Source organism: Frisingicoccus sp., assembly GCF_048388605.1.
Lineage (GTDB): Bacteria > Bacillota > Clostridia > Lachnospirales > Lachnospiraceae > Frisingicoccus.
The window spans coordinates 14271-38552 of sequence record NZ_DBGCTU010000041.1; the positions used below are offsets into that span (position 1 = coordinate 14271).

Genomic DNA, 24282 nt, shown 5'->3' on the forward strand with positions numbered 1-24282 from the left:
ACCGAATTACAGAATTTCTGCAAATGTCTGGATACGTGTCTTAACCTGTTCGAATGCTGTGGACTCCTGATCGATCTCAATCTGGAGATTCCGAACACCTGCAGCTTCGAATTCCTGGATAAGAATTGGGTAATCAAACTCTTCCGGATCACAGAATTTCATCATGCAAACAATGACAGCATCAGCGCCGTACTTGTTTACAGCATCGATAAGCATCTGGCCTTTTGGTTTGTTGGCATCTGTTGCCAGGGAACATCCGTCGAATTCGTTCCATGCTCTTGCAAGAGCCATCAATGGATCCGCATCATCCGGAACATCCTGACGGAAGTTACGTGTTTCCTGAGCAAGGTCATCAGCTACGATAGCAAGACCATTTTCAGCAAAGATATCAAGTACATCGTAAGGCTCAACAAGGATACCAGAAACAACAACTTTCTTTCCTTTGTATTCCGGAGCCGGATTTGCTTTAATAGCTTCGATTAATTCTTTAACTAAAGCTGTATGTTTGGATTTCTCCATAAACCAACGAGCCTTAAGTACTGCGTGACGGTCAGACGGTTTGATCACTGCGGCATATTCAGCAGCTACATCACTGAATTCACGGCAGACTGCGCGGTTTTCATTGTAAACTGCAATACTGTTTTTGATCGCTTTGTTGGAAATACGAACATCCAGCAGATCTTCCAGTTTTTCTTTAACGATCTTGAACTCTTCGCGGGCAAATACATTGGCGGCATCTTTAGCAATCTTACGATTCTGTGGATGTGTAAATGTGATAACCGGAGCTTTTCCGTGCCATTTCTGGCTCATACATTTTAATGTATCGCAAGGTACGGAGAAGATAACCGCATCCAGATCATCATAAACGCCTTCAAGCTGTAATTCCATTACGGACTGCATAACGGAACAGGCAAATGGCGGCAGATATGTACGGGCTTTGGAGATTGCTTTTTTCTGAGCGCCCCACATACCCATTGGAAGGTATCCGGAAGCATGTACGATTTCTTCAGGACAGTATACAGGCATAATACCTACTGCGCCTTTACCGGTTTCTTTTTTATAATCTTCCATTGCTTTTTTCGGATCATCAGCAATAGCTTTCAATTCAGCAATAATTTCTTCAACTGTTCTCATGTTACATTCCCTCCTTATTATTTGTTGTTATCCATCATTTCGGATAATGCCTGAACACGAGTTTCGTACTGAGCCTGGGAGAATACGTTAGGGTCAGTCTGGTCACCATCAAAGCTTACAAATGGGATACCCATCTTAGCATTGACATATTCAGCACCTTCATTGTTAAGGAGACCCATCAGCTTACAGCTGCGGTTAAGGTGAAGAACCATACCGTCGGACTTGGAATTGCTGACAACTTTGTAGAACTCTTCATAACGGTTGGAACCGCATGTGTTGATATATACGTTTGTATAAGCTTCAGCCATGGATTCAAGATCACCAGGTGTATAAACAAGGCTCCAAAGTCCCGGATAAGCAGAACCTGTCATAACAGAACCCTGATTCTTCAAACCTTTGAATGTAGCGCCAAGATATGTCCAAACAGCGATACCTTCCCATGTTACACGATGTTTCTCGTTTTCAGCTGCGCCGAAAGCATACTGTCCTGCAGCATCCTTTGCTTCCAGTTCGTCAGCAAATTTATGGAATGTAATTTCAGCATAATCTCTTGCTCTTGCACAAACGATCAATGCCATATAGTTGAATAAATCGAAACCATTTAATGGAGACGGTTTGCGGAATGCATATGTAGCAACTTTATTCCACCAGTAAACGGAACGCTGTACCTGTTCCTGAACTTTAAGGAATTTGTCATAATCAAATGCACGGCCTGTGATATCTTCCAGCTGTTTGATAGCTGCTCTGTACTGATCGGCGATGTACTCTTTGTTATGACGTGCAACCGGCATTGTATGGTTGAAAGGAACATCGATGATGATACAAGGAATGTTCAGTTCTTTTGCAAGGTTTTCATACCATTTTAACAGTGTGTTACAAATATTGTTACATGTAATAACCAAATCCGGAAGCGGAACATAAGCAGCTTTGGATGTCGCTAATTTTTCAGGTTTTTCACCGGTCATAGCTTCCTGCTTAAGGAGTTCCATATATCCAAGGTTTGTACGCGCATAAGAGCAGATATCAATGTTGTATCCTTTGCTGTGGGCAACATCCAGTAAATCCTGGGAGGCTTTTCTTGCGCCGGCGCCGGCTGCATGTGTTTCCGGATAAACCATTGCGATATCCATAGCTACACAAAATTCCGGCGGAGCTACAGATGCGGACCAACAGACTAATCTGCCTGCTTTTTTTGCTTCCCATGCTTCTTCATCGAGTTTTGCCTGAAAATATCCCAAACAATCTTTTGAGCTTGCTTCGTTGATATTAATCTCCATAATTTTTACCTTCTTTCTTTAAAATTAAACCGACTCTTATTTCTTTAACAGCTCTTCATAAGCTAAGAGTGCGGCCCCAAGGGCTCCTGTAATCTGAGGATTTGGTGCTACGGTGATTTTCTGTCCCAGTTCCTTTTCAATCGCATCGACTGCGCCCGGATTTTGAGCCACGCCACCACACATAACAACTTCGTTCTTCACTTCACCGCAGCGGCGTACCAGGGAACAGGCTTTCGTTGCTACCGATTTATGAACGCCTGCCACAATACTCTCTCTGGTCAACCCCTTGGATAACTGGGAAATAACTTCGGACTCTGCAAATACAGTACAGGTACTGCTGACAGATGCCCATTCTTTCGCCTTGAAATGGGCTTCGCCCATCTTATCAAGCGGAATTTCAAGAACACGTGACATAACATCCAGGAAACGTCCTGTTCCGGCTGCGCATTTATCGTTCATATAAAACTGAGTAATATTTCCCTTGTCATTTAACGCAATTGCCTTTGCATCCTGTCCACCGATATCGATGATCGTTCTTGCCGCAGGAATCAGATAGAAAATACCTTTCGCATGGCAGCTGATCTCGCTGATCTGCTTATCTGCATTATCTACAGAAAAACGTCCATAACCCGTTGCCACTGTAAAATCAATATCCTCCGGTTTAACATCGATGTTTTTAAAAACAGCCTCCATAACTCTGGCAGGACCGGAAGTTCCTGTTCCCACCTGGGCAACAGCGGATGAAACGAGCTCCGCACCATCTTTAAGAATGACCGCTTTACTGGATGAAGAACCAATATCTATACCTAATGTATACACGTTATTTCCTCCTGTATCCCTTTCGAATTATTCAGCGTTTCCCCAACGGCTTGTGAATGTCGCATCGTAGTTGATATCACCAATCTGTTCGATCAACTCAACAAGAATACCCTGTGTGTATTTCGGACGAATGAAGTTAACGATGATATCTTCGGTTCCTTCCTGTGGCTCTGCCTCAAGAAGTTCATAGCCTAAAGCTTTAACATCTTCCATTGTCGCTTTAAGGTCATCAACAAGATATGCTACATGTGCAATTCCGCCTTTACCTTTGTTGAACTCGCAAAGAACGCCGGACTGAGGAATAATAAATTCAACTGCGTCCGCGCCTTCACCGTGTTTTGTAAAGATAAGGTGAGAATCGTAAGCTTTTACATGTCCGCGATAATCTTCCTGAAGCCCAAATGTTTTCATGAATGTTTCAGCCTTCTCTACTGTAGGTAATACGATACCCCAATGATGTGTTCTGATAATGTGTTTACCAATCCCTGTTTCTGCAAATAAATTTGCCATAGTAAAAACTCCCTTTCTTTAATTATATTTTAATTGTTTACAGTTCATGTTTTGGAGTGGTCCCGGGCCTCAAAGGCCCGTGACCTGTATGTAAGTTTGGATATCTCTTATTTATCTGCGAGAGTCATTCCCATAACTTCATCCTTGAAGATTCTTTCATCCATTAATTTCACATTGCCGTTTTCATCACGGTCAACGATCGGCTGGAAATCCATCTCCGCAAGTACCTGTGTTTCAACATCGATGCCAGGAGCAACCTCGATCAAATGTACGCCGTCAGCTTTCAGTGCGAATACGGCACGTTCCGTTACATAAAGGACATCCTTGCCTTTCTTTCCCGCAACAACGCCGGAGAATGTGATTTCTGTAACCTTGTTAACAAATTTATGTTTCTTTCCTTCCTCAAGGATCGTAAGTTTTCCGTCGCCGGTTTTGATCTTCACGCCATTTGTAAATGTTCCGCAGAAAATCGCTTTTTTGGAGTTGGAGGAAATGTTCATAAATCCGCCGCTGCCTGTGATTCTTGTTCCGAGACGGCTGACGTTTACGTTACCGCTTGGGTCAACCTCAGCAAGACCGAGATAGCAAAGGTCAAGGCCGCCGCCATCATAGAAGTCGAACTGATATGGTTCATCCACATAAGCCTGTGCATTTAATGTACCGCCGAAACGAAGGCCGCCGCCCGGCACGCCGCCGATCGGTCCGCACTCTACTGTCAGAGTCATTTCATCAGAAACGCCTTCTTCTGCCGCTACTGCGGATACCCATTCAGGAACGCCGACACCGAGATTAACAACAACATTTTTCTTCAATTCCATCGCCGCACGACGTCCGATGATCTTCTTGGCGTCAAGTTTCTTCGGTTCAAGACCTTCCACTGCAACCTGTGTATTTCCGGCATAAGCAGGGTCATATGGGCAATTAATACTCTGGAACTGATGCGGATCCTCTGCAGGACATACAACAACAGCATCCACATAGATACCAGGAATCTTAACAAGCTTAGGGTCGAGCTGTCCGGCCTTAACAACCTTTTCGACCTGAACAACAACGGTGCCGCCGTTGTTATGAACAGCCATAGCCTGGGCTGTACAATCCAGCGGAGCCATTTCCTTTTCCAGTGTAATATTTCCTAATTCATCGGCATATGTACCGCGAATGAAAGCAACGTCCAATCCTATCCGTGGATAGAATAACTGTTCTTCGCCCTCGATTTCAATCACCTTAACGATATCCTCTGTTGTCTTCTCATTTAAACGGCCACCGCCGAGACGAGGATCAGCAAACGTTCCGATGCCAACCGGTGTAAATGTACCGATCTTATGACCGGCGCTGTCTCTCAACATGGAGGAAATAGCACCCTGAGGAATATTGTATCCTTCGATTTTGTTTGCGTAGAGCATTTCACAAATCTGAGGAACGAAATTGAAATGACCGCCGATGACACGTTTAACCATTCCTTCATGTGCGTAATGATCAGCATGGCTGCCGTCTTTGTTGCCTGTTCCGGCAACATAGAAAAGTGTCAAATCCTTTGGATGACCTGTCTCCAAAAATCTTTCTTCTGCTGCGGCGTTTAATGCCTCCGCAATACCGTTGGCAACGAAACCACTCATTGTCACGGTAGCGCCGTCTTTAATTAAATCTGCTGCTTCTCTGGCTGTTAATACTTTAACTTTTCCCATAGTGACCTCCTTAAAACCTTTCTTGTATAATTTTCATAATTTATTTTTTGCTTTCTTGCATTTATTGTATATTTTTTGTATTCGCATTGCAATGAAATCAATCTGACCTTGTTTTACTCAATTTTCTCGGGTTGAATTCAATTTGATTCAATTTCTACTTGACAATCTGCTAACAAACCACCATACTATATATATAGCATGCTAATAATTTTAGGTTATCATATGATAACCTGTAATTATCGTGTTATAAATCTTATATCTACATGGAGGTGTAACGCAATGAGTGCATACGGATCTTTACTTAAAAACCTGATCAACTTTTCCGGCTCAAAATTGTCCACAGTGGCTGAAGAAGTCGGCTATGATGTGTCCTACATAAGCAAATGGTGTAACAAAGCAAAACTTCCTGCCTCCAAAATGGCTCCAAATATTAATCGGGCGCTTGCAAACCATTTTTCACACGAAATTTTAAAGCACGAGGATTTATCTACTTTTTCAAAAATCTTTTCTGTGGAAGCCACCCCGGAAACATTGAATTCAATTATTTATACCCTTCTCAAGGAGAACTATAAGGAATCCAGCCGGGAAGCCGCCAACGATTTAAATAACAGTGAAGCTTATAAGACAAAAATTCTTTCTCTGGCCAATGACATCTATGAATTTTTCAATCATGAACTGCCTTCCACCATTCTGTCTTATAATGAGCCTCTGGAAGTTTTATGTACCCTGGATATCTGCCGGTTTATCAACATCAATAATGTTGATCTGCCGATTTATCCAACGCCAACCCATGAAGTTAATGTAAAAATGGCGTTAAGCAGCAAAAAGCTTTTTTCTGACAGCCCCTATTATCTGAAGCAATTATATTATTTCATAAACTCTCACAGCTATCTGACCTTTGACTTTTATGATAATACCCTGATGGAATCTCTGAATACCATCATCATAAAGGATCATATGGCCATTTTATGCGCTGTGGACCAGTATAACCGTATACTCACAGCCACTGTGGTCACTGACCCGGAGAAGGTAAATCAGATTTATATCCGAACACTGCCTTCCTTCCGCACGGCCGATCTGCTGATTCATGCCACGGAATCGGAAGAGTTTTATCAGCATGGATATCGGACGGATTTTTATTCGAGAGACAATTTTCAAATTTTCCTTGCCCGCGGCTTCGAATTTCTGCTTCCTGTGGAATGTTGGGAATCTATCACCCGCACTGCGCTGGAACGGGATAATGATGAGTTTATGGCCCATCTGGTCGCTCAGCTCCAGATTACCTGGGAAGAAATATTTGAAAAGAATTCAATGGATTTCTTCGTCCTCAAATCTTCGCTGATGAAGTACATGGAGGACGGAGAAATCATCTTTGCCGACGTCGTCTATAATATGACACCGGAGGAGAGGAAACTGCACATCCAGAAAGTCCTGGAGATTACAAAGAAAAATCCAAATATCCACTTTTATGTTATCGATGATGAGTACCTGCCGAACGTCCAGCATTTGCTTCATACCTCTGTATTTAACAACCGGAAAAAACTTTTCCTGAAAAATCCGGAACGCTACCACACCGATATCGGACCACATCTCTATTCGGTACTTTCGGATCAGTTGATCAAGGAGGTTAACGACTTTTTGGATAATCTGAAATCTCATCCTTACTGCTTCTCCTATGATGCCGAAGGTATCCAGAAGTTTGCCGAGAAGTACGGCTCTCTTATCTATCGTATGATTGATTTAAGCGCTTTTAAAACCAACAAATAAACTTTTTGAAGGCCGCCTGTCTCTTTTGAAGGAGACAGGCTGTTTTTGTATGCTAATAATTAGTATATTAATTTCTAGTGTAGAAAATATTCTTTATGTTGAAATCATACCACGATTTATTTTCTATGTAAATAGTTTGTATGCTAATTATTTACACAAAATATGCTCTGTTTTTTTAGTTAATTTACACAATCTCTCAAAAATATCACAAAAGCCTATTCAGACATTTGACATATAAGATCCCCGAAAAGATACGTAACAAAATCATAACCACCGGCTTAGCCGGTGGTTTGTTCACATCCCGTTGAAGTTTATCAACACATTGGCTTTATATTAGAATCTACAATAAAAGATGCCTCCGTTACGGCACATACATCATCTACCGTGTACTCCGGATTTATTTCAATCATAACTAACCCATTTTCTGTCACGTCAAACACACACATTTCCGTGATGATTCTATGAACGCAGTGAACGGCCGTATAAGGCAATGTACATTTTTTTAGGATTTTAGGTTTTCCTTTCGCAGAATGCTCCATGGCAACAATGACTCTTTTAGCGCCTACCAGCAAATCCATCGCGCCACCCATTCCCGGCATTTTCTTGCCCGGAATAATCCAATTAGACAACGATCCCTCCTGGTCAACTTCCAGACCCCCTAAAATCGAAACATTCACATGTCCACCGCGAATAAACGCAAAAGAATTTCCGGAATCAACATAACTGCCTCCCAATCCCGCCTGAGCTGGTGCGCCTCCGGCATCTATTTTGTACCTGGGTTCAGCCTCTTCGGCATTAGGCTTTGGCCCTGTTCCAATAATGCCATTTTCCGACTGAAGCGTAACTCTTACATTTTCAGGAAGATAAGCCGGAACCATCGTAGGAAGTCCGATTCCCAGATTCACCACATCCCCATCGTTCAATTCCCTGGCAACACGTCTGGCAATAAAACTTTTAATTTCATATTTATCCATCACGCATCTCCTCCATCTACTATATATTTGACATAAGCCCCCGGTGTCACTACATTTTCAGGAGCAATTTCACCGACTTCCACCAAATTATCAGCCTCTGCAATGACAATATCTGCTGCTGTGGCCGCTAATACATTAAAGTTTCGCGCAGTGCCTTTATACCACATATTGCCAGCCTTATCAATCATGTAGGCATTTACCAACGCAAAATCCGCGTGTAACGGCTTCATCAGCAAATACTCTTTGCCGCAAACCGTTTGCTTGCCCAAACAAAGCGGTGAATCCTCTACAATAGTACCTACTCCGGTAGGGGTGAGCACACCGCCCAGGCCTGCACCCCCGGCACGAATCATTTCTGCCAGTGAACCCTGTGGAACCAAATCAACCTCCAATGTTTTATCCGTCATATTCTGAATGCCTACTTCAGGCGTCATTCCGACATGGCTTGCAATAACACGCTTCACTTGCCTGTTATGTATCAATTTGACTGTACCATACATTTCGCCGTCAGATCCATTCTCCATGCCACAGTCATTACCAATAATCGTAAAGTCTCCCTTACCGCTCTCAGCCAATGCCTCAATCAGTTTATGTGCACTGCCGCATCCCAGAAAACCGCCAAACATAATAGTTGCTCCGTTGGGAATCATTGAAACAGCATCTTGGAGAGAAATTATTTTACTCATCGCAATCTCCTCCTTTTTCTTCTCTACAGTACTTTACAAACATAAAATTTCTGGTTTACTTTAGAAACGAACGGAAAGAAATTGGCTTTCCCTCCGTTCGCTATACATAGGTCATGCGGTATTTCACCTGCGCATTAATTCATATAAACACCTGTACTAGCATTGAATACCCAATGTTGCCAGAACAATAAGCACGGCAACAGTAATAAGAGGAATACAGCACGTAGTGACAAACATATCGCCATAAGATTGTTTGTGCGTCAAACCACAAACAGCCAATGTAGTAACAATAGCTCCGTTATGAGGCAGAGAATCCAGACCACATGACGCAATCAATCCAATACGGTGCATAACCGGAAGACTTATATTAACAGACTTTGCCATCTGAATAAACTGTTCTGAAAAAGCTTCCAGAGTTATCCCAATACCGCCGGAGGCAGAGCCGGTAATACCGCTTAATACATTAATAGATATTACTTCAGCTATAAGAGGATTTTTGGATATTCCTAACAGCAAGGAACTGACAATAGCAAACCCGGACAAAGTTTTAATAACACCGCCATATCCGATGACTGCTGCCGTATTGGTAATAGGAAGAACAGCAGATGTAATGCCATCCGCAAACATGTTCAATACCATTCCCTTAAAAGTCGAATAATTCATAATGACGATATAAATACTAGCAATAAGCAATGCCAGAACTAACGACCAAGTACCGGTAACCGCTGACAAAGTTGTGCCATAGTCTTCCAGAAAACTTCCATCAACGGATGGAAACAGAACATAAGTAAAAACAAGGTTCAAAACAAAAAATACGAGAATCGGTGACAATGCTTTTATAAATCCAATATGACTGTCACTGCTGATCGCAGACAGATTTTCTTCGTGGTCACCATAGCCTTCGCCCTTCTCCCATGCCTTTTTTAAACGTCCGTTAAGCCAGAGCATCCCCATACAAAACATGAGAATGGCGCCGATGATACCAAGTACAGGGGCCGCATACAAGTTTGTCTGATAGTAAGGCATAAACATAGCGTTCTGCACCTGCGGAGAGCCAGGCAAAGCATATGCTGCAAATCCAAAAGCACCAAGCCCGATGGCGCCTGGAATCAAACGCTTAGGAATATCTGCTTCTTTACAGATGTTGGCCGCAATCGGATAAATTGTGAAAACCACAACAAAAAGTGACACACCGCCATATACCAGAATGGCCGTAGAAACAACGATAGCCAGCAAACCACGTTTGCTTCCCAATTTCTGGACAATCCATTGAGCCAATGCCTGAGCATAACCGGATTTATCCATAAATAATCCAAATATGGCCCCTACCATGAAAATCGGGAAATTACTGATAATATAATTGCCGAAAGACTGCATATAGGTAATGGTAAATGCGGCCAGCCCATTAACATTACTTAACATGGCAACAGCCACAGCAGCCACAGGCGCAATTAAAATTATCTTAACACCCTTTAAAGCCAGAACAATAACCACAACCAAGCTAATAATAATAGCTACTAAACTCCAATATTGCATATAACATTCCTCCTTTCATAAAACGGTCAATAAATCGTCCGTTTATCAGCTTATTTGTCGGCGTTTGCTTTGCGCGCAAGATCAATGGTCATTTTATCCCCGCCGAACGGAGGTGTTAAAACCCAATATACGGTAAAAATATCATTGCAGTCAGCTAACAACTGATGCTTAGCCCACTTTGGAACATAAACAACACTGCCTTCCTTCAGTTCAATAATCTCATCTTCAATTCGCACGTGTCCTTTACCCTTAACACAGATAAACATTTCTCCTTCTGCATGACCCCGCCAGTCAGATTTACAGCCCGGCTGCATCTCTGTCATTCCAAGAGCAATATCCTGATTAGTCGGATCCAATTCAGGTGAAATAAAGCAGCGGAGGATTCTTTCCTCAGGAGCCGGCATCTGTACAAACGGTGCATTTTCGAAATTACCTACATAATATGACATAATTCATTCATCCTTTCTCTTTTCGTGTTTTTAACAATATCATGATCAGTCCAGCAAGATTAATCATATGCTCTCGGCGCACCAAGGCCAAGCATTTCACGGGCCTGAGCAGGTGTGGCTACTTCTCTGCCAAGAAGCCGCGCCAGCTTAACAATACGTTCCACAAGCTGCGCATTACTCTCTGCTTTCTGGTGCGGTGCATAATATACAGCATCCTCTAAACCAACTCGTACGTGATGTCCGAGAATGATAGCCAATGCGCTAATAGACGGAGCTGTACCTCCAATAGCAATGACACTAAACAGAGATTTCTCAGGAAGAAGATCTGCCGCAAGCATTAAAGACTGGGCACTTGGCTGTACACCATTACCGCCAAAGAGCATCTGAATCCAGTATGGCTCTTCAACGATACCTGTAGCCATCAGACGGTTCAACTGTTTAATATCTGTAATGTTGTACATCTCCCATTCCGGTTTTATTCCATACTGTTTCATCTCATTAAGAATTTCAACAGCGTTGTCATCTGTCATAACATAATCAAAATGTTTGATCCAATCCTCACTGTGGCCACCTGTAAGAGGCGGCTTACGTCCTTTCATTTTAATTCGATTCGTAGTCGTTGCAATATCAATACTGGCAACCTCCGGACATGCAGGAAGTGATACATGAAGCTTGTCGGAAATTGTTCCCTGATCAACATCCAGCAACCGACCGCCAATGCATGTATTATTAATAATGATATCCGGACACTTTTCACGAATTAAATGGTTGACACGCTTATAATCTTCGGAATTACTGGTATCAACAGCAAGATTCTCCGGATTTCGCGCGTGAACATGCACAAGGGAAGCCCCTGCATTATACGCATCATAGGTAGACTGGGCCTGTGCTTCGGCTGTTTCCGGCAGATTCATATTTGCCTCTGCGCCGTGCTGTGCACCTGTTATAGCGCAGGAAATAATCAACGGCGGCAGCTTACTTAACCCATACCGATTGATTTGTTCTGAGTACTTAAGAATACTTCTGTAATCCCCCAACATATAGTTTTTCAGTTCTGACATTTTTTGTACCCCTTTCTTTTAAATAATGGTTTAATGAATTCTTACACCCTTATATATGGCAATTCCCATGCCAAAAAAACAGCCAAACAATTCAGTTTCGCCACTGGCCTGCAAAGAATACAGTTTTTTTTCGAATAAAAATTTTTTTGTGCGAAATCTTAAAGTATTTTATCGACTTTTTCTGCATATTTCATGTGGCATAAATCCTACATATGTGATATAATGGCAACGATATATTGTTGGATTATTCCAACATTTAATCCAATTAATTACAATTATTTGGACAAATATTTTTAATGAAAGGATGGCGAAAATGGGTACAAATACATATTTACCTGAATACAGCGATAAGGTAAAACGAATAATTATAAGCGCATTTAACTGCCTGGATTCACCTAAAATCATTGTGGATACAAAAGGAATTATTCTATATGTCAGTAAATATCATTTAGAATATCTGGGATATGATTCTGAAGATGAGCTAATCGGGCACAAAGTAGATGACGTGATTCCCGGGACACGAATGTCTATGGTTTTGGAAACCCTGACACCGGAATATGGATATCTATTTCATTTTGTGCATCGCATCACCGGTGAAATTACTACAGTTGTCTGCAATCGTTATCCGGTTTATGAGAACGGCGAACTGCTTGGGGTTTTATGTGAGACCACCTTTCCGGATGGCGTGAGTTCCATTCCGGAACTGAGTAATGCCGTACAGAAGCTGAAATCACGAAAAAAAGAAATACGAACAGATGCCCTGCAGACACAAATAGCCAACCTGATTCTGGGTGTATCGCCGACTATTGTCAAGTTGCGAAATCTTATTGCTCAAATTGCAGTTTTTAATTTTCCGGTGTTGATTACAGGTGAAACAGGTGTAGGAAAGGAAGTTTTTGCCAACGCACTTCACCAATTAAGTCCCTTTTCTCATGAAAATTTTGTAAAAATTAATTGTGCGGCCATTCCCGGAGAATTGCTGGAATCCGAACTGTTTGGTTATGAAAAGGGCGCCTTTTCCGGAGCACTTCGCGAAGGAAAGGTCGGTAAATTTGAATACGCGCAAAATGGCTCTGTTTTATTAGATGAAATAGGCGATATGCCTATGGGATTGCAAAGTAAACTGCTGAGAGTTCTTCAAGAAAAAGAGTTTGAAAAGATAGGGAGTGTAAAAACGCAGCCTTTTAATGCCAGAATCATATGTACCACAAATTGTAATATTAACCAGCTTATCGAAGAAAAAAAGTTTCGACAAGATCTTTATTATCGAATCAATGTCATTGAACTGTATATTCCACCACTGCGAGAACGCAAAGAAGATATCCCAATTTTAACTAATTCGTTTATTCACAGTGTGAACAATGAATATGGCTTAAGTATAGCCGGAATCAGTCATGAAGGGCTTCAAAAACTTCAGTCTTATGACTGGCCGGGAAATATAAGGGAATTACGACATGTAATAGAACATGCCTGTGTCATGCAGCGAGCAGGTATACTTCAACCATGTTATATACTTCCTGATACACATAACCCTCTGGCCGAATCGTCACAGCAGAACCCAGCTATACCTTTTGATATTCCTGAAGATGAAGTAATTCCATTGGAAGAGGCACGCAAATTGGCTGAAATTGAGCAGATTCAACGTGCACTCAGAATTGCAGGCGGGAACAAAACACTGGCTGCCAAATATTTGCAAATCGATCGAACAGTGCTTTATGATAAAATCAAACGCTATAAGATTAGTTTCTAATCCGCCCCGCCGCACAGTTGAGGCAAACGCCCTTACAGCTTAACTATACCTATTCAGGCATGTTTCTTAGTATTATACACGAATTCAATAGCATTTTTATAAATCCGGATGCCAGCCGATAACCATACCAAAGCATGAGCCGATTAAGAAAGTGTATGTTGAAATGGTAAAGCAGATTGTGGAAAGCGAGGCGAGTAATGATGAAAACATTGAATGATTATATGGAGTTGTCGTATCGAATGGAAATTGTGGAGGATAAGGATGAAGGCGGTTTTGTAGTTTCTTATCCTGATTTGCCAGGATGTATAACTTGCGGTGAAACAATTGAAACTGCTGTTTCAATTGCGGTAGATGCAAAAAAAGCGTGGATTGAAGCGGCATTAGAAAGTGGAATAGAGATTCATGAGCCAGAGAGTTTGGACGACTATTCAGGACAGTTTAAGCTGCGAATTCCTCGGAGTCTTCACAGAACACTTGCAGAACATTCCAAGAGAGAAGGCATTAGTCTGAATCAGTATTGTCTATATCTTCTCTCAAGAAATGATGCAATGTTGAGTAAATCATAGTTGTCTCCGGCAATGGAGCATCAAAAGGGTGTCACTTTATTATCTGATTTGATGATTTTGTGATACCCTCTTTTTTGAGTTTGTGCGCTGGGTATACCGTATCGTGCGGAGCCTGACGCAGCGCGCCCATGCACAGCATTTGACATACGGGATGCCTGAATAGGTATAGAATGCGGTCCTCGACCGCGAATGGAAATATACATGAAAATACCGCCCCATCAATGATTCATCGAACCACTAATGTGACGGTATCTTAGAAGTTGCGGGGGCAGGATTTGAACCTACGACCTTCGGGTTATGAGCCCGACGAGCTACCGAACTGCTCCACCCCGCGCTGTTAAATTTCGTACTTTATTATTATATACCAATTTTCACCTTTTGTCCAGCATTTTTCATTTTTCTTTGGTATCCCGCTGTTTTTTGGCCTTCTCCTGTGCCTCAAAGTCTTTTTCTCTCCGGGCAACTCCCCGGCCAAGAAGGACGTAGAGGAATGTTGCCGTCGGCACACTCAGCACCATGCCGACAATTCCGCCCAGGCCGCCTCCCACAGTCACTGATGCCAGCACCCACAACCCCGGGAGCCCGGTTCGTCTTCCCACGACTCTTGGATAGATCAAATTATTTTCCACCTGCTGCAGAAGGATAAAGAAAACCAAAAATGTCATCGCTTTTTTTAAAGAAATAAAAAGCAAAAGGGCCACGCCCACACCGCCGCCGATATAGGCCCCCAATATCGGAATAAATGCCGTCAATCCAACGATCAGGCTGACCAGGCCACTGTACTCCAGCCGAAGCACAAACATTCCGATAAAGCAGAGGCTTCCAAGGATCAGTGATTCGATTCCCTGGCCGGCAACAAAATTTTCAAACACTTCAAAACCCGTCAAAAGTATCGACTTCACCGGCTGGTACACTGTCTCCGGCATATACGCCCGATATATCCGTTTCATCTGCCTTTTTAATTTCTCCTTATCAAAAAGAATATAGACGGATAAAACCGTTATAATGCCGAAGGACGCCGCTGTTCGGAGAGCCCCGGTCGTCATTCGGGCCATCTGAGGCAAAAACTCATCCATTGTCCGATCCAGACGCCCCAGATAACCCGAAATGCCTTCCATCAAAGGAGAGATATCGAGATTTTCAATTCCCGCTTTTCTGATCAACATAGCCAGAGACTGCTCAAAGGCCTGTATATAAGCCTCCCTGTTTTCAATAAACTGCTGCACACTGGATAACAATCGAGGCAGCGCAAAACAGAATACTGCCGCAACTGCCCCAACCGCTCCCAGATAAACCGTCAGCAAACTGAAAATCCGGGCAGCTTTCTTAGGTATCTTACCTTTCTCCTCGTAAAATTGTCGTACATACTCATAAGGATGATTCAGCACCAAAGCCAGAATCCCTGCGCCAATTACCGGAAAAAACTGACGTCCCGCAAACGCAAGCCGTCTGCATATATATCCGGAATGAACAATAATTATGATCAAAAAAACCACATAAGTGATTAATACCATCCACTGGCGTACAGGTCTGCGCTCCATTCAAATGCCTCCTCACTTATGAGTATGGCCAGAATACGCTTTTTCAAACCATGCGGCAGATAATATTTTCACTCAATTGGGTGGAGATTTTTAAGGGACACATCAAGGATCGGCGCCGAATGGGTCAGCGCCCCGCTGGACACGTAATCCACGCCGATATCTTTGATCCGCTCGATATTTTCCCTGGTAATATTTCCGGAACACTCGGTCTCTGCCCGGCCCTTCGCCATTGCTGCGGCTTCCTTCATCATGTCCACAGACATGTTGTCCAGCATGATAATATCCGCTCCGGCATCAAGGGCTTCTCGAAACATCTCCAGATTTTCAACTTCGATTTCAATTTTACGCACAAACGGCGCATATTCCCTGGCCAGCGCCACTGCCTGGCGAACGCCTCCGGCAGCCCCGATATGGTTATCCTTGATCAGCACGCCGTCGGACAGGTTATAACGGTGATTATATCCCCCGCCGACCCGAACAGCATATTTTTCGAAAATCCGCATATTGGGCGTTGTCTTCCGGGTATCCAGAAGTTTTATATGGGAACCCTCCAAAAGTTTTGCCACACTGTGCGTATAAGTTGCAATGCCGCTCATCCGTTGAAGATAGTTGAGAGCTGTCCGTTCTCCGGAAAGGATCACCCGCATATCTCCCCGTACCACAGCAAGAATATCTCCTTTTTTCACCTCTGCACCATCGAAAACATATTTTTCAATCTGAATCTCCGGTTCCAGCAGTTCAAAAACCCTATGAAAAACATCCATTCCGGCGATAATGCCGTCCTCTTTGCAGATCAACTGGGCCTCGCCTTTTTTATACGTGCGCATCACCGAATTTGTCGTGACATCTTCATCCGAAATATCCTCCCGAAGTGCCTGCAAAAGCAGGTTATCCACATTTAATCTGGTTGTTATTGGATTCATTGGCAGCTTCCCTCCTGATTTCTTCCCAAATATTTTCTTTGCACCGGAGATGATACATTTCCGGATTTCTGTATTCATCCATATCTATGTTATAAAAATTCTCGATTTTAGAGATATCCATGGCTGACCTAAGCTGAATTCTTCCTTTTGAAGAACAGTCCTGCATGAGTATATGTCTTGCGGCCCGTTCAGCAAACACAAGGCTCTCCAGAAGGGAGTTGCTTGCCAGCCGATTCGCCCCATGGACCCCGTTGCAGCTCGTCTCTCCCGCAGCATATAAATGCTCCATTGACGTCCGACTGTCACTGTCCACCCAAACGCCGCCCATAAAATAGTGCTGTGCCGGAACAACCGGAATCGGCTGCTTCGTGATATCATACCCCTCCTGAAGACACCGTTCATAAATATTGGGAAATCGCTCCCGGACATCCATATCCCTGATCGTTAAAAATGAAAGACGCACATAAGGCATATGATCCTTTTCCATCTGACGGTGAATCGCCTCAGTCACCACATCCCGGGGTAAAAGTTCATCCACAAATCGTTCTCCCTGTTTATTATACAAAACTGCGCCCTCGCCCCGCACCGATTCAGAAATCAGAAAACTGCGCCCCGGGCGGCATGTATACAAGGTTGTCGGATGAATCTGAACATAATCCATATGCTCAACCGCAATACCATGCTTTAAAGAAATCGCCAGCGCATCCCCGGTCAAATGAGGAAAATTTGTTGAGTGCTCATAAATACCGCCGATACCTCCGCAGGCCCAGATCACATTCCCGGCAAACACCGGTGCCAAATTGCCGTCCTCTGTCCGCAGGATCACGCCGTCACACTGATCATCCCTTTCAAGAATATCAACCATCTCTGTCCGCGTCCGAATAGTGACATTTTTCCGCTCTTTGACCCGCGCCAGCAGCGTGCTTGTAATCTCCTTTCCCGTAATATCTTCATGATATAGAATCCGTTTTCTCGAATGGGCGCCCTCCCTCGTATATAGGAGTTTGCCATTCTCTCTGGCAAAATCCACGCCGTAAGCGATCAATTGATCGATGACACCCCTGGAAGAGCGGATCATAATATCTACCGATTCTTTTCTGTTTTCATAATGTCCGGCCCGCATCGTATCTTCAAAAAAGCTGTCATAATCCGCATCATCATGCAGAACGCAGATACCTCCCTGGGCCAGAAAAGAATCGCTCTCCTCCAATTCTGCCTTCGTAATCATCAAAATATCCGCCGTCTCCGGCAAATGCAGCGCCGCGAAACAGCCGGCCACGCCGCAGCCGACAATAATCACATCATACATCCGTTTCATAACCATCGCCGCCTATCTGGACAATTCCAGCATACGCTTTAACGGCGCATTTGCCTTATCCATCAGATCCGCCGCCATTTCAAGTCCTGCCCCGTCCTGCTCCAAAACAGAAATGATCTTATCCAGCGTTATTTTCTTCATATCCTCACAAATCTGGCCTGCCGCTGTGGAATAAAAAGATTTTTCCGGATTCCTTTTTTTCAATTCGTACATAACTCCAAGTTCCGTTACAACAATAAATTCCCGCGCGCTGCTCGCCGTTGCATGATCAATGATTCCCGATGTGCTCCCGATGTAATCAGCCATCTCGATCACTTCTTCCCGACATTCCGGGTGAACAAGAATCTTTGCCCCCGGATGGCAGGCCAGCGCCGACTGAACATCCTCTCTTGTAATCACCGTATGTATCGGACATCCGCCATCATTAAAAATAAACTTTTTTTCCGGTATACGGCGGGAAATATAGGTCCCCAGCTGCCTGTCCGGAATAAAATAAATGACCGGGTTTGGAAGGGCCTTTACAACCTTCAGCGCATTTGAAGACGTGACGCACACATCGGAATGAGCTTTCAATTCCGCCGTCGAATTGACATAACAGACAACCGCCACATCCTCCTTATATGTCGCCCGCACTTCCTCAATCTTCTCAACCGATGCCATGTGGGCCATCGGACAATCCGCCTCCAAATCCGGAAGCAATACCCGTTTTTCAGGATTTAAAAGCTTTGCACTTTCTCCCATAAAAGAAACACCGCAAAGAACAATCGTCTTTTCCTTTACCCTTGTCGCCATTTCACTCAGATAATAAGAATCTCCTACATAATCCGCAATTTCCTGAATATTGTCATCCACATAATAATGTGCCATAATAACCGCATTTTTTTCCTCTTTTAACCGCAGAATCTGCGCTTGTTTTTCATCCATTGCTGCCTCCACCCTTTTCATTTAAACGTTTTCCGTTTCTTAAGGTTTCGTTTCAGTATAGCACATTTGTTTACAGTTGACAAGACACCTGTCCTTTCTCAAAAGTTATAGAAATAATAGATCATGGTTAATTGTCTGATAAAAAAGCTTCTCGAAGGCACCTCTCTCCTTCGTCTGAGCCAGCGCCCACATCATTTTTGTCACCGTGGCCTCCAACGTCATATCATAAGACTCAACGACAGGAAAATGCTCTTTCAATTCTTTTCCCACCTGATATACGGACATATCACTTCCTTCATGGGTTACCTGGGTTGACATAACAATAAATTTCCCGGCCTCCATCCAACGCGCAATGGCATTATAGAAACTGTCATCCCCATAATTCGGAAGCCCGCCGACGCCAAAAGATTCGATGATCACGCCATCATAATCATTAAACAGCGCATCCAATATACTTCCGTTCATCCCCGGCACCAATTTCAAAAGAAAAACTCTCGAATTCATCTCATGACCGAATTTTAGCGGACGCACGGTTTGTTCTTTATCATCAATATAAAAAATAATCCGCTTATCGTGGATTGTCGCAATATCCGGATAATTAATGCTTGAAAAGGCATTGTAACTCTTTGAACGGGTCTTTTTTGCCCGGGTTCCCGCAATCACCTTGCCCCCGAAAACAATAACGACCCCATGGGCCCGGTCATCCGAGGCGAAACGCAGACTGTCCAGAAGATTGGAACGGGCATCGGTTATCGCCAGATCAATGGGTTTCTGCGCACCGGTAATAACTACCGGCTTTCGGTTATTCTGAATCAAATAGGACAAAGCCGCCGCCGTATAAGCCATCGTGTCTGTCCCATGACAAATGACAAAGCCGTCGTAATATTCATATTTCTTTTCAATAAGCTCAGCCAGAATCAACCAATGGCTGCTGTTAATATTTGTGCTGTCCAGATTAAAAGGCGCAACCGTATCTATATGACAGAACTCCTCCGCTGTTGGAATATAGGAAATAATTTCTTCCGCTGAAATCTTCGGCGCCAGCCCATGTTCCGTATATTTTGAGGCGATCGTACCTCCTGTCGCTATCAATAATATCTGTTTCATTTTTCCCTCTCCGTTCTATAATTTCTATAGCGCCAGTATAGCAATTTCAATCAGACACCGTCAAGACCGGCCCCGGACAATTTTTTCAAAAATGTCGGGAGTAAATTCATAGTTGACGCATATAATAAAACACGATATAATATTTTTATGTATGGCGCAGTAGCCAAGTGGTAAGGCAATGGTCTGCAACACCAGTACGCACCGGTTCAAATCCGGTCTGCGCCTTGAAAAGTCTGAGAATTTCACCATTCCCAGACTTTTTCTTTTTATTGCCGTCAGGGCTTGTCCCGGCGAATCCCCACAGAAATATTTGATACCGGGGATATCGGAAACAATACATTACCCGCAAAGGAAAACTCTATGCAAACCAGAAAAGAATTAAAACAGAAAGCCAAACATAATCTCAAAAAGCACTATCTCATATTTGCCGCGCTTTGTCTGATCGCCGGTTTTATAGGGAGTGAATTTAATTCCTCCCTCACTTTTATTACTTCCACAAATGAAGAAGCGGATACAGCCGATATGTCTTCCTCAGCCATTATCGGCCCGAAACTCGGAATAACCGATGTCATAGCCGACGTTTTCTCCGGAAATCTTGAGGAAGGCAATCGAAAGGCCTCCGTCTTAAGGGCAGACATTGTTGAACAGTCCAAAGAATCCGGCGACCCGGTCTTTGGCCGAAGCCGAGGCGTACTTTCATCGCTGATCAACAGTATCACCTCCGGTTCACTCCTGGTCAATATCGCCATGGCCCTCCAATCGATTTTCCGCTCCCACAACGCCATGCTGGCCATTTTAATTGTACTGGGTATGCTGGTTTTCTGCGGCGGATGGTTTCTCACCATTAATGTATATCCGGTGATTTCCAGGCGAATGTTTATGGAAGGCCGCTGCTACGATAATCTCCATGTCCATCGCTCCCTCTTTCTGTTGAAAATTAAACGGTGGATTCATGCGGCTGCAACCATGCTTCTCTCCCGGATTTATTTGTTTTTATGGTCATTTACCATTATCGGCGGTATTATTAAACACTATTCTTACTACATGGTTCCCTACATTGTCGCTGAAAATCCGGATATTCCGTCACGGGCTGCCATAAAACTTTCCCGTCAGATGATGAAAGGCCATAAATTGGAATGTTTTGTTCACACGCTGACTTTTATCGGATGGGATCTGCTCGGCTCCATAACGCTTGGACTGGTGAATATTCTTTTTACGAATCCCTATAAAGTTGCTTTTTTTACAGAATACTATGTACAGCTTCGTCAGCTCGCAAAGGATAATCCGATTGAAAACAGCCATCTGTTAAATGATGATTATCTCTATGTCAGAGCAGAGCGGAAAGATTTGGAAAAGGTCTACTCAGATGTCATTGCCGTGACCTCACAGCCAAAAACAAGCCTCAATGAATTAAAAGGAATTCAGAGGCTTTTCGCTGATGTCTTCGGCGTTACCTTTCGCAGCAGTAAGCAGGAGCAGGCCTACCGCCGGGATCAGGCCCGACGGATCCGTGTGGCCCGTGAGATCGAGGCCCTGGACGGCAAAGTCTATCCAACCCGTCTTTCTCCATTTCCTTCCAGTCAAAAACGAGAATGGATCGGCAGCGTACACTATATACGCCACTATTCTATATGGTCAATCATCATGATTTTTTTCATCCTCGCATTTATCGGTTGGCTGTGGGAAGTCAGTCTGCATTTAATTACTAATGGAGAATTTGTCAACCGCGGAGTTCTTCACGGTCCATGGCTTCCGATCTACGGAACCGGCAGTGTGCTGATCCTGCTGTTGCTGAATAAACTCCGCAAATATCCGCTGCTGGAATTTATCTCAGCCACCGCCCTCTGCGGCTGTGTGGAATACTTTACCGCTTATTATCTGGAAATGACTCATAACGGGCAAAAATGGTGGGACTATACCGGATATTATCTGAATCTGGACGGCCGCATCTGCGCCGAAGGCCTGCTCACCTTTGGTATCGGCGGAATGCTCATTGTCTATGTGCTGGCGCCGATTCTCGACAATCTGATCCAGAAAATATCGCGCAATATCCTTATTCCGCTGTGCGCCGCACTGATCATCCTCTATAGCTGCGACCAGCTCTATTCTTCGGGACATCCGAATACGGGAAAAGGTATTACCGATTACGCATTTTTAATTACCTATTATCTGGAAATATAAAGAAAAGGGCACATGAAAAAAACCTCAAAAGCACTCGACTTTTGAGGTTTTTAAAGAGGCGCAGACCGGATTTGAACCGGTGCGTACTGGTGTTGCAGACCATTGCCTTACCACTTGGCTACTGCGCCATTCTGCACTTTCGTGCGATGACTCCAAGGGGATTTGAACCCCTGTTACCGCCGTGAAAGGGCGGTGTCTTAACCGCTTGACCATGGAGCCTCAGCGATATTTATACTATCATATCTTACGTATTTTGGCAAGAGAAATTTTCATTTTTTTCAGTCTTTTTTCAACAATAATACATCCGCTGCATTCAGATATAAACGCCCCGGCAGGGCGTCCCGCCCGTACTTCCATGTATCCTTCGAAACCTTCCAGTCTACCCGCCCGGAAGCCTCCGTCGATGTTTTAAATGAAACATTATATTCAAATAAATCCTCTGTCACCACCGGCTCGAGCACGGGAAAAACAATCGGATCATCCACCCCGGTTTTATTCATTGAAAACTGATGTGCACGAATTCCAATCGCCTGAATACCGGATTCCGAATCCACAAAAACCGGCAGTTCCATTTTCCATTCCTCACTGTAAATCCCCGCATCCGTCCGGCAAACCTCTGTGATATTTTTGCATCCGGTCAATCGGGCAGCAGTCACATTCCCCGGGGCCGCAAAAATCTGTTTTGTACTGCCCTGGCCCGCGATTTTCCCCGCATCAAGAACAATTAATTCTTCACTCATCCGATAAACTTCATCCCGGTTGTGGGATACTAAAATAACAATTCCTGGATAGGACCGCAGCAAATCCATAAATTCCCGCTGCATCCGATCCTTCAAATAGGCATCCAGCGCCGAAAATGGTTCATCCAGCAACAACACTTCCGGTTCATAGGCCAAAATTCTTGCCAGCGCCACCCTCTGCTGCTGCCCGCCGGAAAGCTCCGACGGAAGCCTCTTTTCCAACCCATTCAAACGGAACCGCTCAATCATTTCTCCAACCCGCTGCACTTTCTGCATCTTTTTGCCTGTCAGTCCGGCAGCAATATTCTGCTCCACTGTCATTGTCGGAAAAAGGGCATAATTTTGAAACAAATATCCCACATTCCGAAGCTGAGGCTTAACATTCAGTCTCCTCGATGAATTAAACACTTCGCGCCCCTGAATAAGAATACGCCCTTCATCCGGCTTTTCAATCCCCGCAATGCTTTTTAAAGTCAGACTTTTACCGCAGCCCGACGCGCCGAGAATTCCTATGCGTCTGCTATGACTTTGAAACGCAATATTCAGTTTAAAAGCACCCAAATCTCTTTTAATAAAAACCTCAATCGACACGCCGCCACCTCATCCGCAATATTACCATCGTCTTACATTTTTCATCCTTTTTCCGATAAACAGATTCATTGCCAACACGATGATAAAAGCAATGATCAGGACAATAATGACCCATACTCCGGCAGTCATATAATCGCCGTCCTGAATGACCATAGCTATTTTCTGGGCAATCGTCCCGGTTTTTCCCGGAATATTCCCTGCCAGCATGGAGGTGGCTCCATACTCTCCCATGGCCCGCGCAAAAGTCAGAATCGTGCCGGCGGCCACTCCCGGTCCGGCCGTTGGAATAACTACCTTCCAGAAAATTTTCCATTCTGACATTCCAAGCGTTCTGGCCGCATAAATCAGATTCACGTCAATCTGCTCAAATGCCGCCCTGGCATTCCGATACATCAGGGGAAACGCGATCACCATCGCCGCGATCACGCAGCCAAGCCAGGACTGAATCACCCGAATCCCAAAAGTATCATAAAGATATGCGCCAAAGGGCCTCCGCGTACTGAAAATCAAAAGAAGAAAAAATCCTGCCGCCGTCGGCGGCAAAACCATCGGCAGCGTTAAAATGCCGTCCAAAAACGCCTTTAGCCCCGGCTTTGCATGCATCACTTTTTTTGCCGCATAAATTCCAAGAAAAAATGCCAGCACCGTTGCGGCGGCCCCGGTTTTTAATGAGATAAATAATGGGTTCCAATCCAGGTCCATTAAAATCTGTCCGATTTTTTCCATCCTTCATCTCCTCTTTC

Annotated in this window: 21 protein-coding genes, 4 tRNA genes and 1 pseudogene; 6 read left to right on the plus strand and 20 right to left on the minus strand. The window is 43.9% G+C overall.

All coding sequences use genetic code 11. The features are described from left to right. Window positions 1-6: 6 nt before the first annotated feature. The 5 genes from ACMN7X_RS11140 to ACMN7X_RS11160 all read right to left on the minus strand — a co-directional run bounded on the left by ACMN7X_RS11140 (window position 7) and on the right by ACMN7X_RS11160 (window position 5425). A complete protein-coding gene (locus tag ACMN7X_RS11140) occupies window positions 7-1134 on the minus strand; it encodes a 2-hydroxyacyl-CoA dehydratase subunit D (protein WP_418747543.1) in 1128 nt (375 codons plus the stop codon). Window positions 1135-1151: 17 nt separating this feature from the next. Beyond that, window positions 1152-2411 (minus strand): 2-hydroxyacyl-CoA dehydratase subunit D, encoded by a 1260-nt coding sequence (locus ACMN7X_RS11145; RefSeq protein WP_418747544.1) that lies wholly within the window; start codon window positions 2409-2411, stop codon window positions 1152-1154. A 36-nt stretch (window positions 2412-2447) separates the two neighbouring features. Further along, complete coding sequence (locus ACMN7X_RS11150; RefSeq protein WP_418747545.1) at window positions 2448-3230, minus strand: acyl-CoA dehydratase activase; 783 nt, start codon at window positions 3228-3230, stop codon at window positions 2448-2450. A gap of 27 nt (window positions 3231-3257) precedes the next feature. Beyond that, entirely contained in the window at window positions 3258-3740 is a 483-nt protein-coding gene (locus ACMN7X_RS11155; RefSeq protein WP_132091419.1) for a VOC family protein, read from the minus strand. A gap of 107 nt (window positions 3741-3847) precedes the next feature. Beyond that, window positions 3848-5425, minus strand: a complete 1578-nt coding sequence (locus ACMN7X_RS11160; protein ID WP_418747546.1) for an acyl CoA:acetate/3-ketoacid CoA transferase — start codon at window positions 5423-5425, stop codon at window positions 3848-3850. 279 nt (window positions 5426-5704) lie between these two features. Here ACMN7X_RS11160 and ACMN7X_RS11165 point away from each other — a divergent pair, with 279 nt between their 5' ends. Then, the gene (locus tag ACMN7X_RS11165; RefSeq protein WP_418747547.1) at window positions 5705-7192 is read left to right on the plus strand and encodes a hypothetical protein; all 1488 of its coding nucleotides are present in this window, start codon (window positions 5705-5707) and stop codon (window positions 7190-7192) included. Between the two features lie 314 nt (window positions 7193-7506). On the opposite strand, the gene ACMN7X_RS11170 is transcribed toward ACMN7X_RS11165, so the two are convergent. From ACMN7X_RS11170 to ACMN7X_RS11190, 5 genes are all read right to left on the minus strand, one after another. Beyond that, window positions 7507-8166: a 3-oxoacid CoA-transferase subunit B gene (locus tag ACMN7X_RS11170; protein ID WP_418747548.1), complete on the minus strand. Its 660-nt coding sequence runs from the start codon at window positions 8164-8166 to the stop codon at window positions 7507-7509. After that, entirely contained in the window at window positions 8166-8852 is a 687-nt protein-coding gene (locus ACMN7X_RS11175) for a CoA transferase subunit A (RefSeq protein WP_418747549.1), read from the minus strand. Before ACMN7X_RS11175 ends, ACMN7X_RS11170 begins: the two co-directional genes overlap by 1 nt. Before the next feature lie 156 nt (window positions 8853-9008). Further along, entirely contained in the window at window positions 9009-10388 is a 1380-nt protein-coding gene (locus ACMN7X_RS11180; protein ID WP_418747550.1) for a GntP family permease, read from the minus strand. 50 nt (window positions 10389-10438) lie between these two features. Continuing rightward, entirely contained in the window at window positions 10439-10837 is a 399-nt protein-coding gene (locus ACMN7X_RS11185; RefSeq protein WP_418747551.1) for a cupin domain-containing protein, read from the minus strand. 59 nt (window positions 10838-10896) lie between these two features. After that, on the minus strand, window positions 10897-11898 hold the full coding sequence (locus ACMN7X_RS11190) for a 3-keto-5-aminohexanoate cleavage protein (RefSeq protein WP_418747552.1): 1002 nt from the start codon (window positions 11896-11898) through the stop codon (window positions 10897-10899). A gap of 313 nt (window positions 11899-12211) precedes the next feature. On the opposite strand from ACMN7X_RS11190, the gene ACMN7X_RS11195 reads away from it, so the two are divergent. From ACMN7X_RS11195 to ACMN7X_RS11205, 3 genes and pseudogenes are all read left to right on the plus strand, one after another. Continuing rightward, window positions 12212-13648, plus strand: coding sequence for a sigma-54 interaction domain-containing protein (locus ACMN7X_RS11195; protein WP_418747553.1), 1437 nt, complete (start codon window positions 12212-12214; stop codon window positions 13646-13648). Window positions 13649-13742: 94 nt separating this feature from the next. After that, window positions 13743-13865: pseudogene (locus ACMN7X_RS11200) on the plus strand (toxin HicA); the annotation flags it as partial. Continuing rightward, window positions 13849-14214 carry a type II toxin-antitoxin system HicB family antitoxin gene (locus ACMN7X_RS11205; protein ID WP_418747571.1) on the plus strand — a complete coding sequence of 122 codons (366 nt, stop codon included), beginning with the start codon at window positions 13849-13851 and terminating at the stop codon, window positions 14212-14214. The pseudogene ACMN7X_RS11200 and the gene ACMN7X_RS11205, both read left to right, overlap by 17 nt. Window positions 14215-14474: 260 nt before the next feature. Here the strand turns inward: ACMN7X_RS11205 and ACMN7X_RS11210 are convergent. From ACMN7X_RS11210 to ACMN7X_RS11235, 6 genes are all read right to left on the minus strand, one after another. Continuing rightward, window positions 14475-14548: transfer RNA gene (locus ACMN7X_RS11210), tRNA-Met, on the minus strand. Window positions 14549-14606: 58 nt separating this feature from the next. Further along, window positions 14607-15755: an AI-2E family transporter gene (locus ACMN7X_RS11215; RefSeq protein ID WP_418747554.1), complete on the minus strand. Its 1149-nt coding sequence runs from the start codon at window positions 15753-15755 to the stop codon at window positions 14607-14609. A gap of 68 nt (window positions 15756-15823) precedes the next feature. Beyond that, complete coding sequence (nadC, locus tag ACMN7X_RS11220; RefSeq protein WP_418747555.1) at window positions 15824-16678, minus strand: carboxylating nicotinate-nucleotide diphosphorylase; 855 nt, start codon at window positions 16676-16678, stop codon at window positions 15824-15826. Beyond that, window positions 16644-17996: an L-aspartate oxidase gene (locus ACMN7X_RS11225; protein ID WP_418747556.1), complete on the minus strand. Its 1353-nt coding sequence runs from the start codon at window positions 17994-17996 to the stop codon at window positions 16644-16646. The genes nadC and ACMN7X_RS11225 overlap by 35 nt, the downstream gene beginning before the upstream one ends. 12 nt (window positions 17997-18008) lie before the next feature. Continuing rightward, the gene (gene nadA / locus ACMN7X_RS11230) at window positions 18009-18920 is read right to left on the minus strand and encodes a quinolinate synthase NadA (RefSeq protein WP_418747557.1); all 912 of its coding nucleotides are present in this window, start codon (window positions 18918-18920) and stop codon (window positions 18009-18011) included. Between the two features lie 105 nt (window positions 18921-19025). After that, window positions 19026-20027: an asparaginase gene (locus tag ACMN7X_RS11235; RefSeq protein WP_418747558.1), complete on the minus strand. Its 1002-nt coding sequence runs from the start codon at window positions 20025-20027 to the stop codon at window positions 19026-19028. Between the two features lie 153 nt (window positions 20028-20180). On the opposite strand from ACMN7X_RS11235, the gene ACMN7X_RS11240 reads away from it, so the two are divergent. Together ACMN7X_RS11240 and ACMN7X_RS11245 are read left to right on the plus strand one after the other, a co-directional pair. Further along, a tRNA-Cys gene (locus ACMN7X_RS11240) sits at window positions 20181-20252 on the plus strand. 135 nt (window positions 20253-20387) lie between these two features. After that, window positions 20388-22208, plus strand: a complete 1821-nt coding sequence (locus ACMN7X_RS11245) for a DUF975 family protein (RefSeq protein WP_418747559.1) — start codon at window positions 20388-20390, stop codon at window positions 22206-22208. Window positions 22209-22264: 56 nt separating this feature from the next. On the opposite strand, the gene ACMN7X_RS11250 is transcribed toward ACMN7X_RS11245, so the two are convergent. The 4 genes from ACMN7X_RS11250 to modB form a co-directional block, all read right to left on the minus strand. Next, window positions 22265-22336 (minus strand) — tRNA-Cys (locus tag ACMN7X_RS11250). 19 nt (window positions 22337-22355) lie between these two features. Beyond that, window positions 22356-22427 (minus strand) — tRNA-Glu (locus tag ACMN7X_RS11255). A gap of 59 nt (window positions 22428-22486) precedes the next feature. Beyond that, window positions 22487-23539 carry a sulfate/molybdate ABC transporter ATP-binding protein gene (locus ACMN7X_RS11260; RefSeq protein WP_418747560.1) on the minus strand — a complete coding sequence of 351 codons (1053 nt, stop codon included), beginning with the start codon at window positions 23537-23539 and terminating at the stop codon, window positions 22487-22489. 21 nt (window positions 23540-23560) lie between these two features. Then, a complete protein-coding gene (gene modB, locus ACMN7X_RS11265; protein ID WP_418747561.1) occupies window positions 23561-24265 on the minus strand; it encodes a molybdate ABC transporter permease subunit in 705 nt (234 codons plus the stop codon). Window positions 24266-24282: the final 17 nt, after the last annotated feature.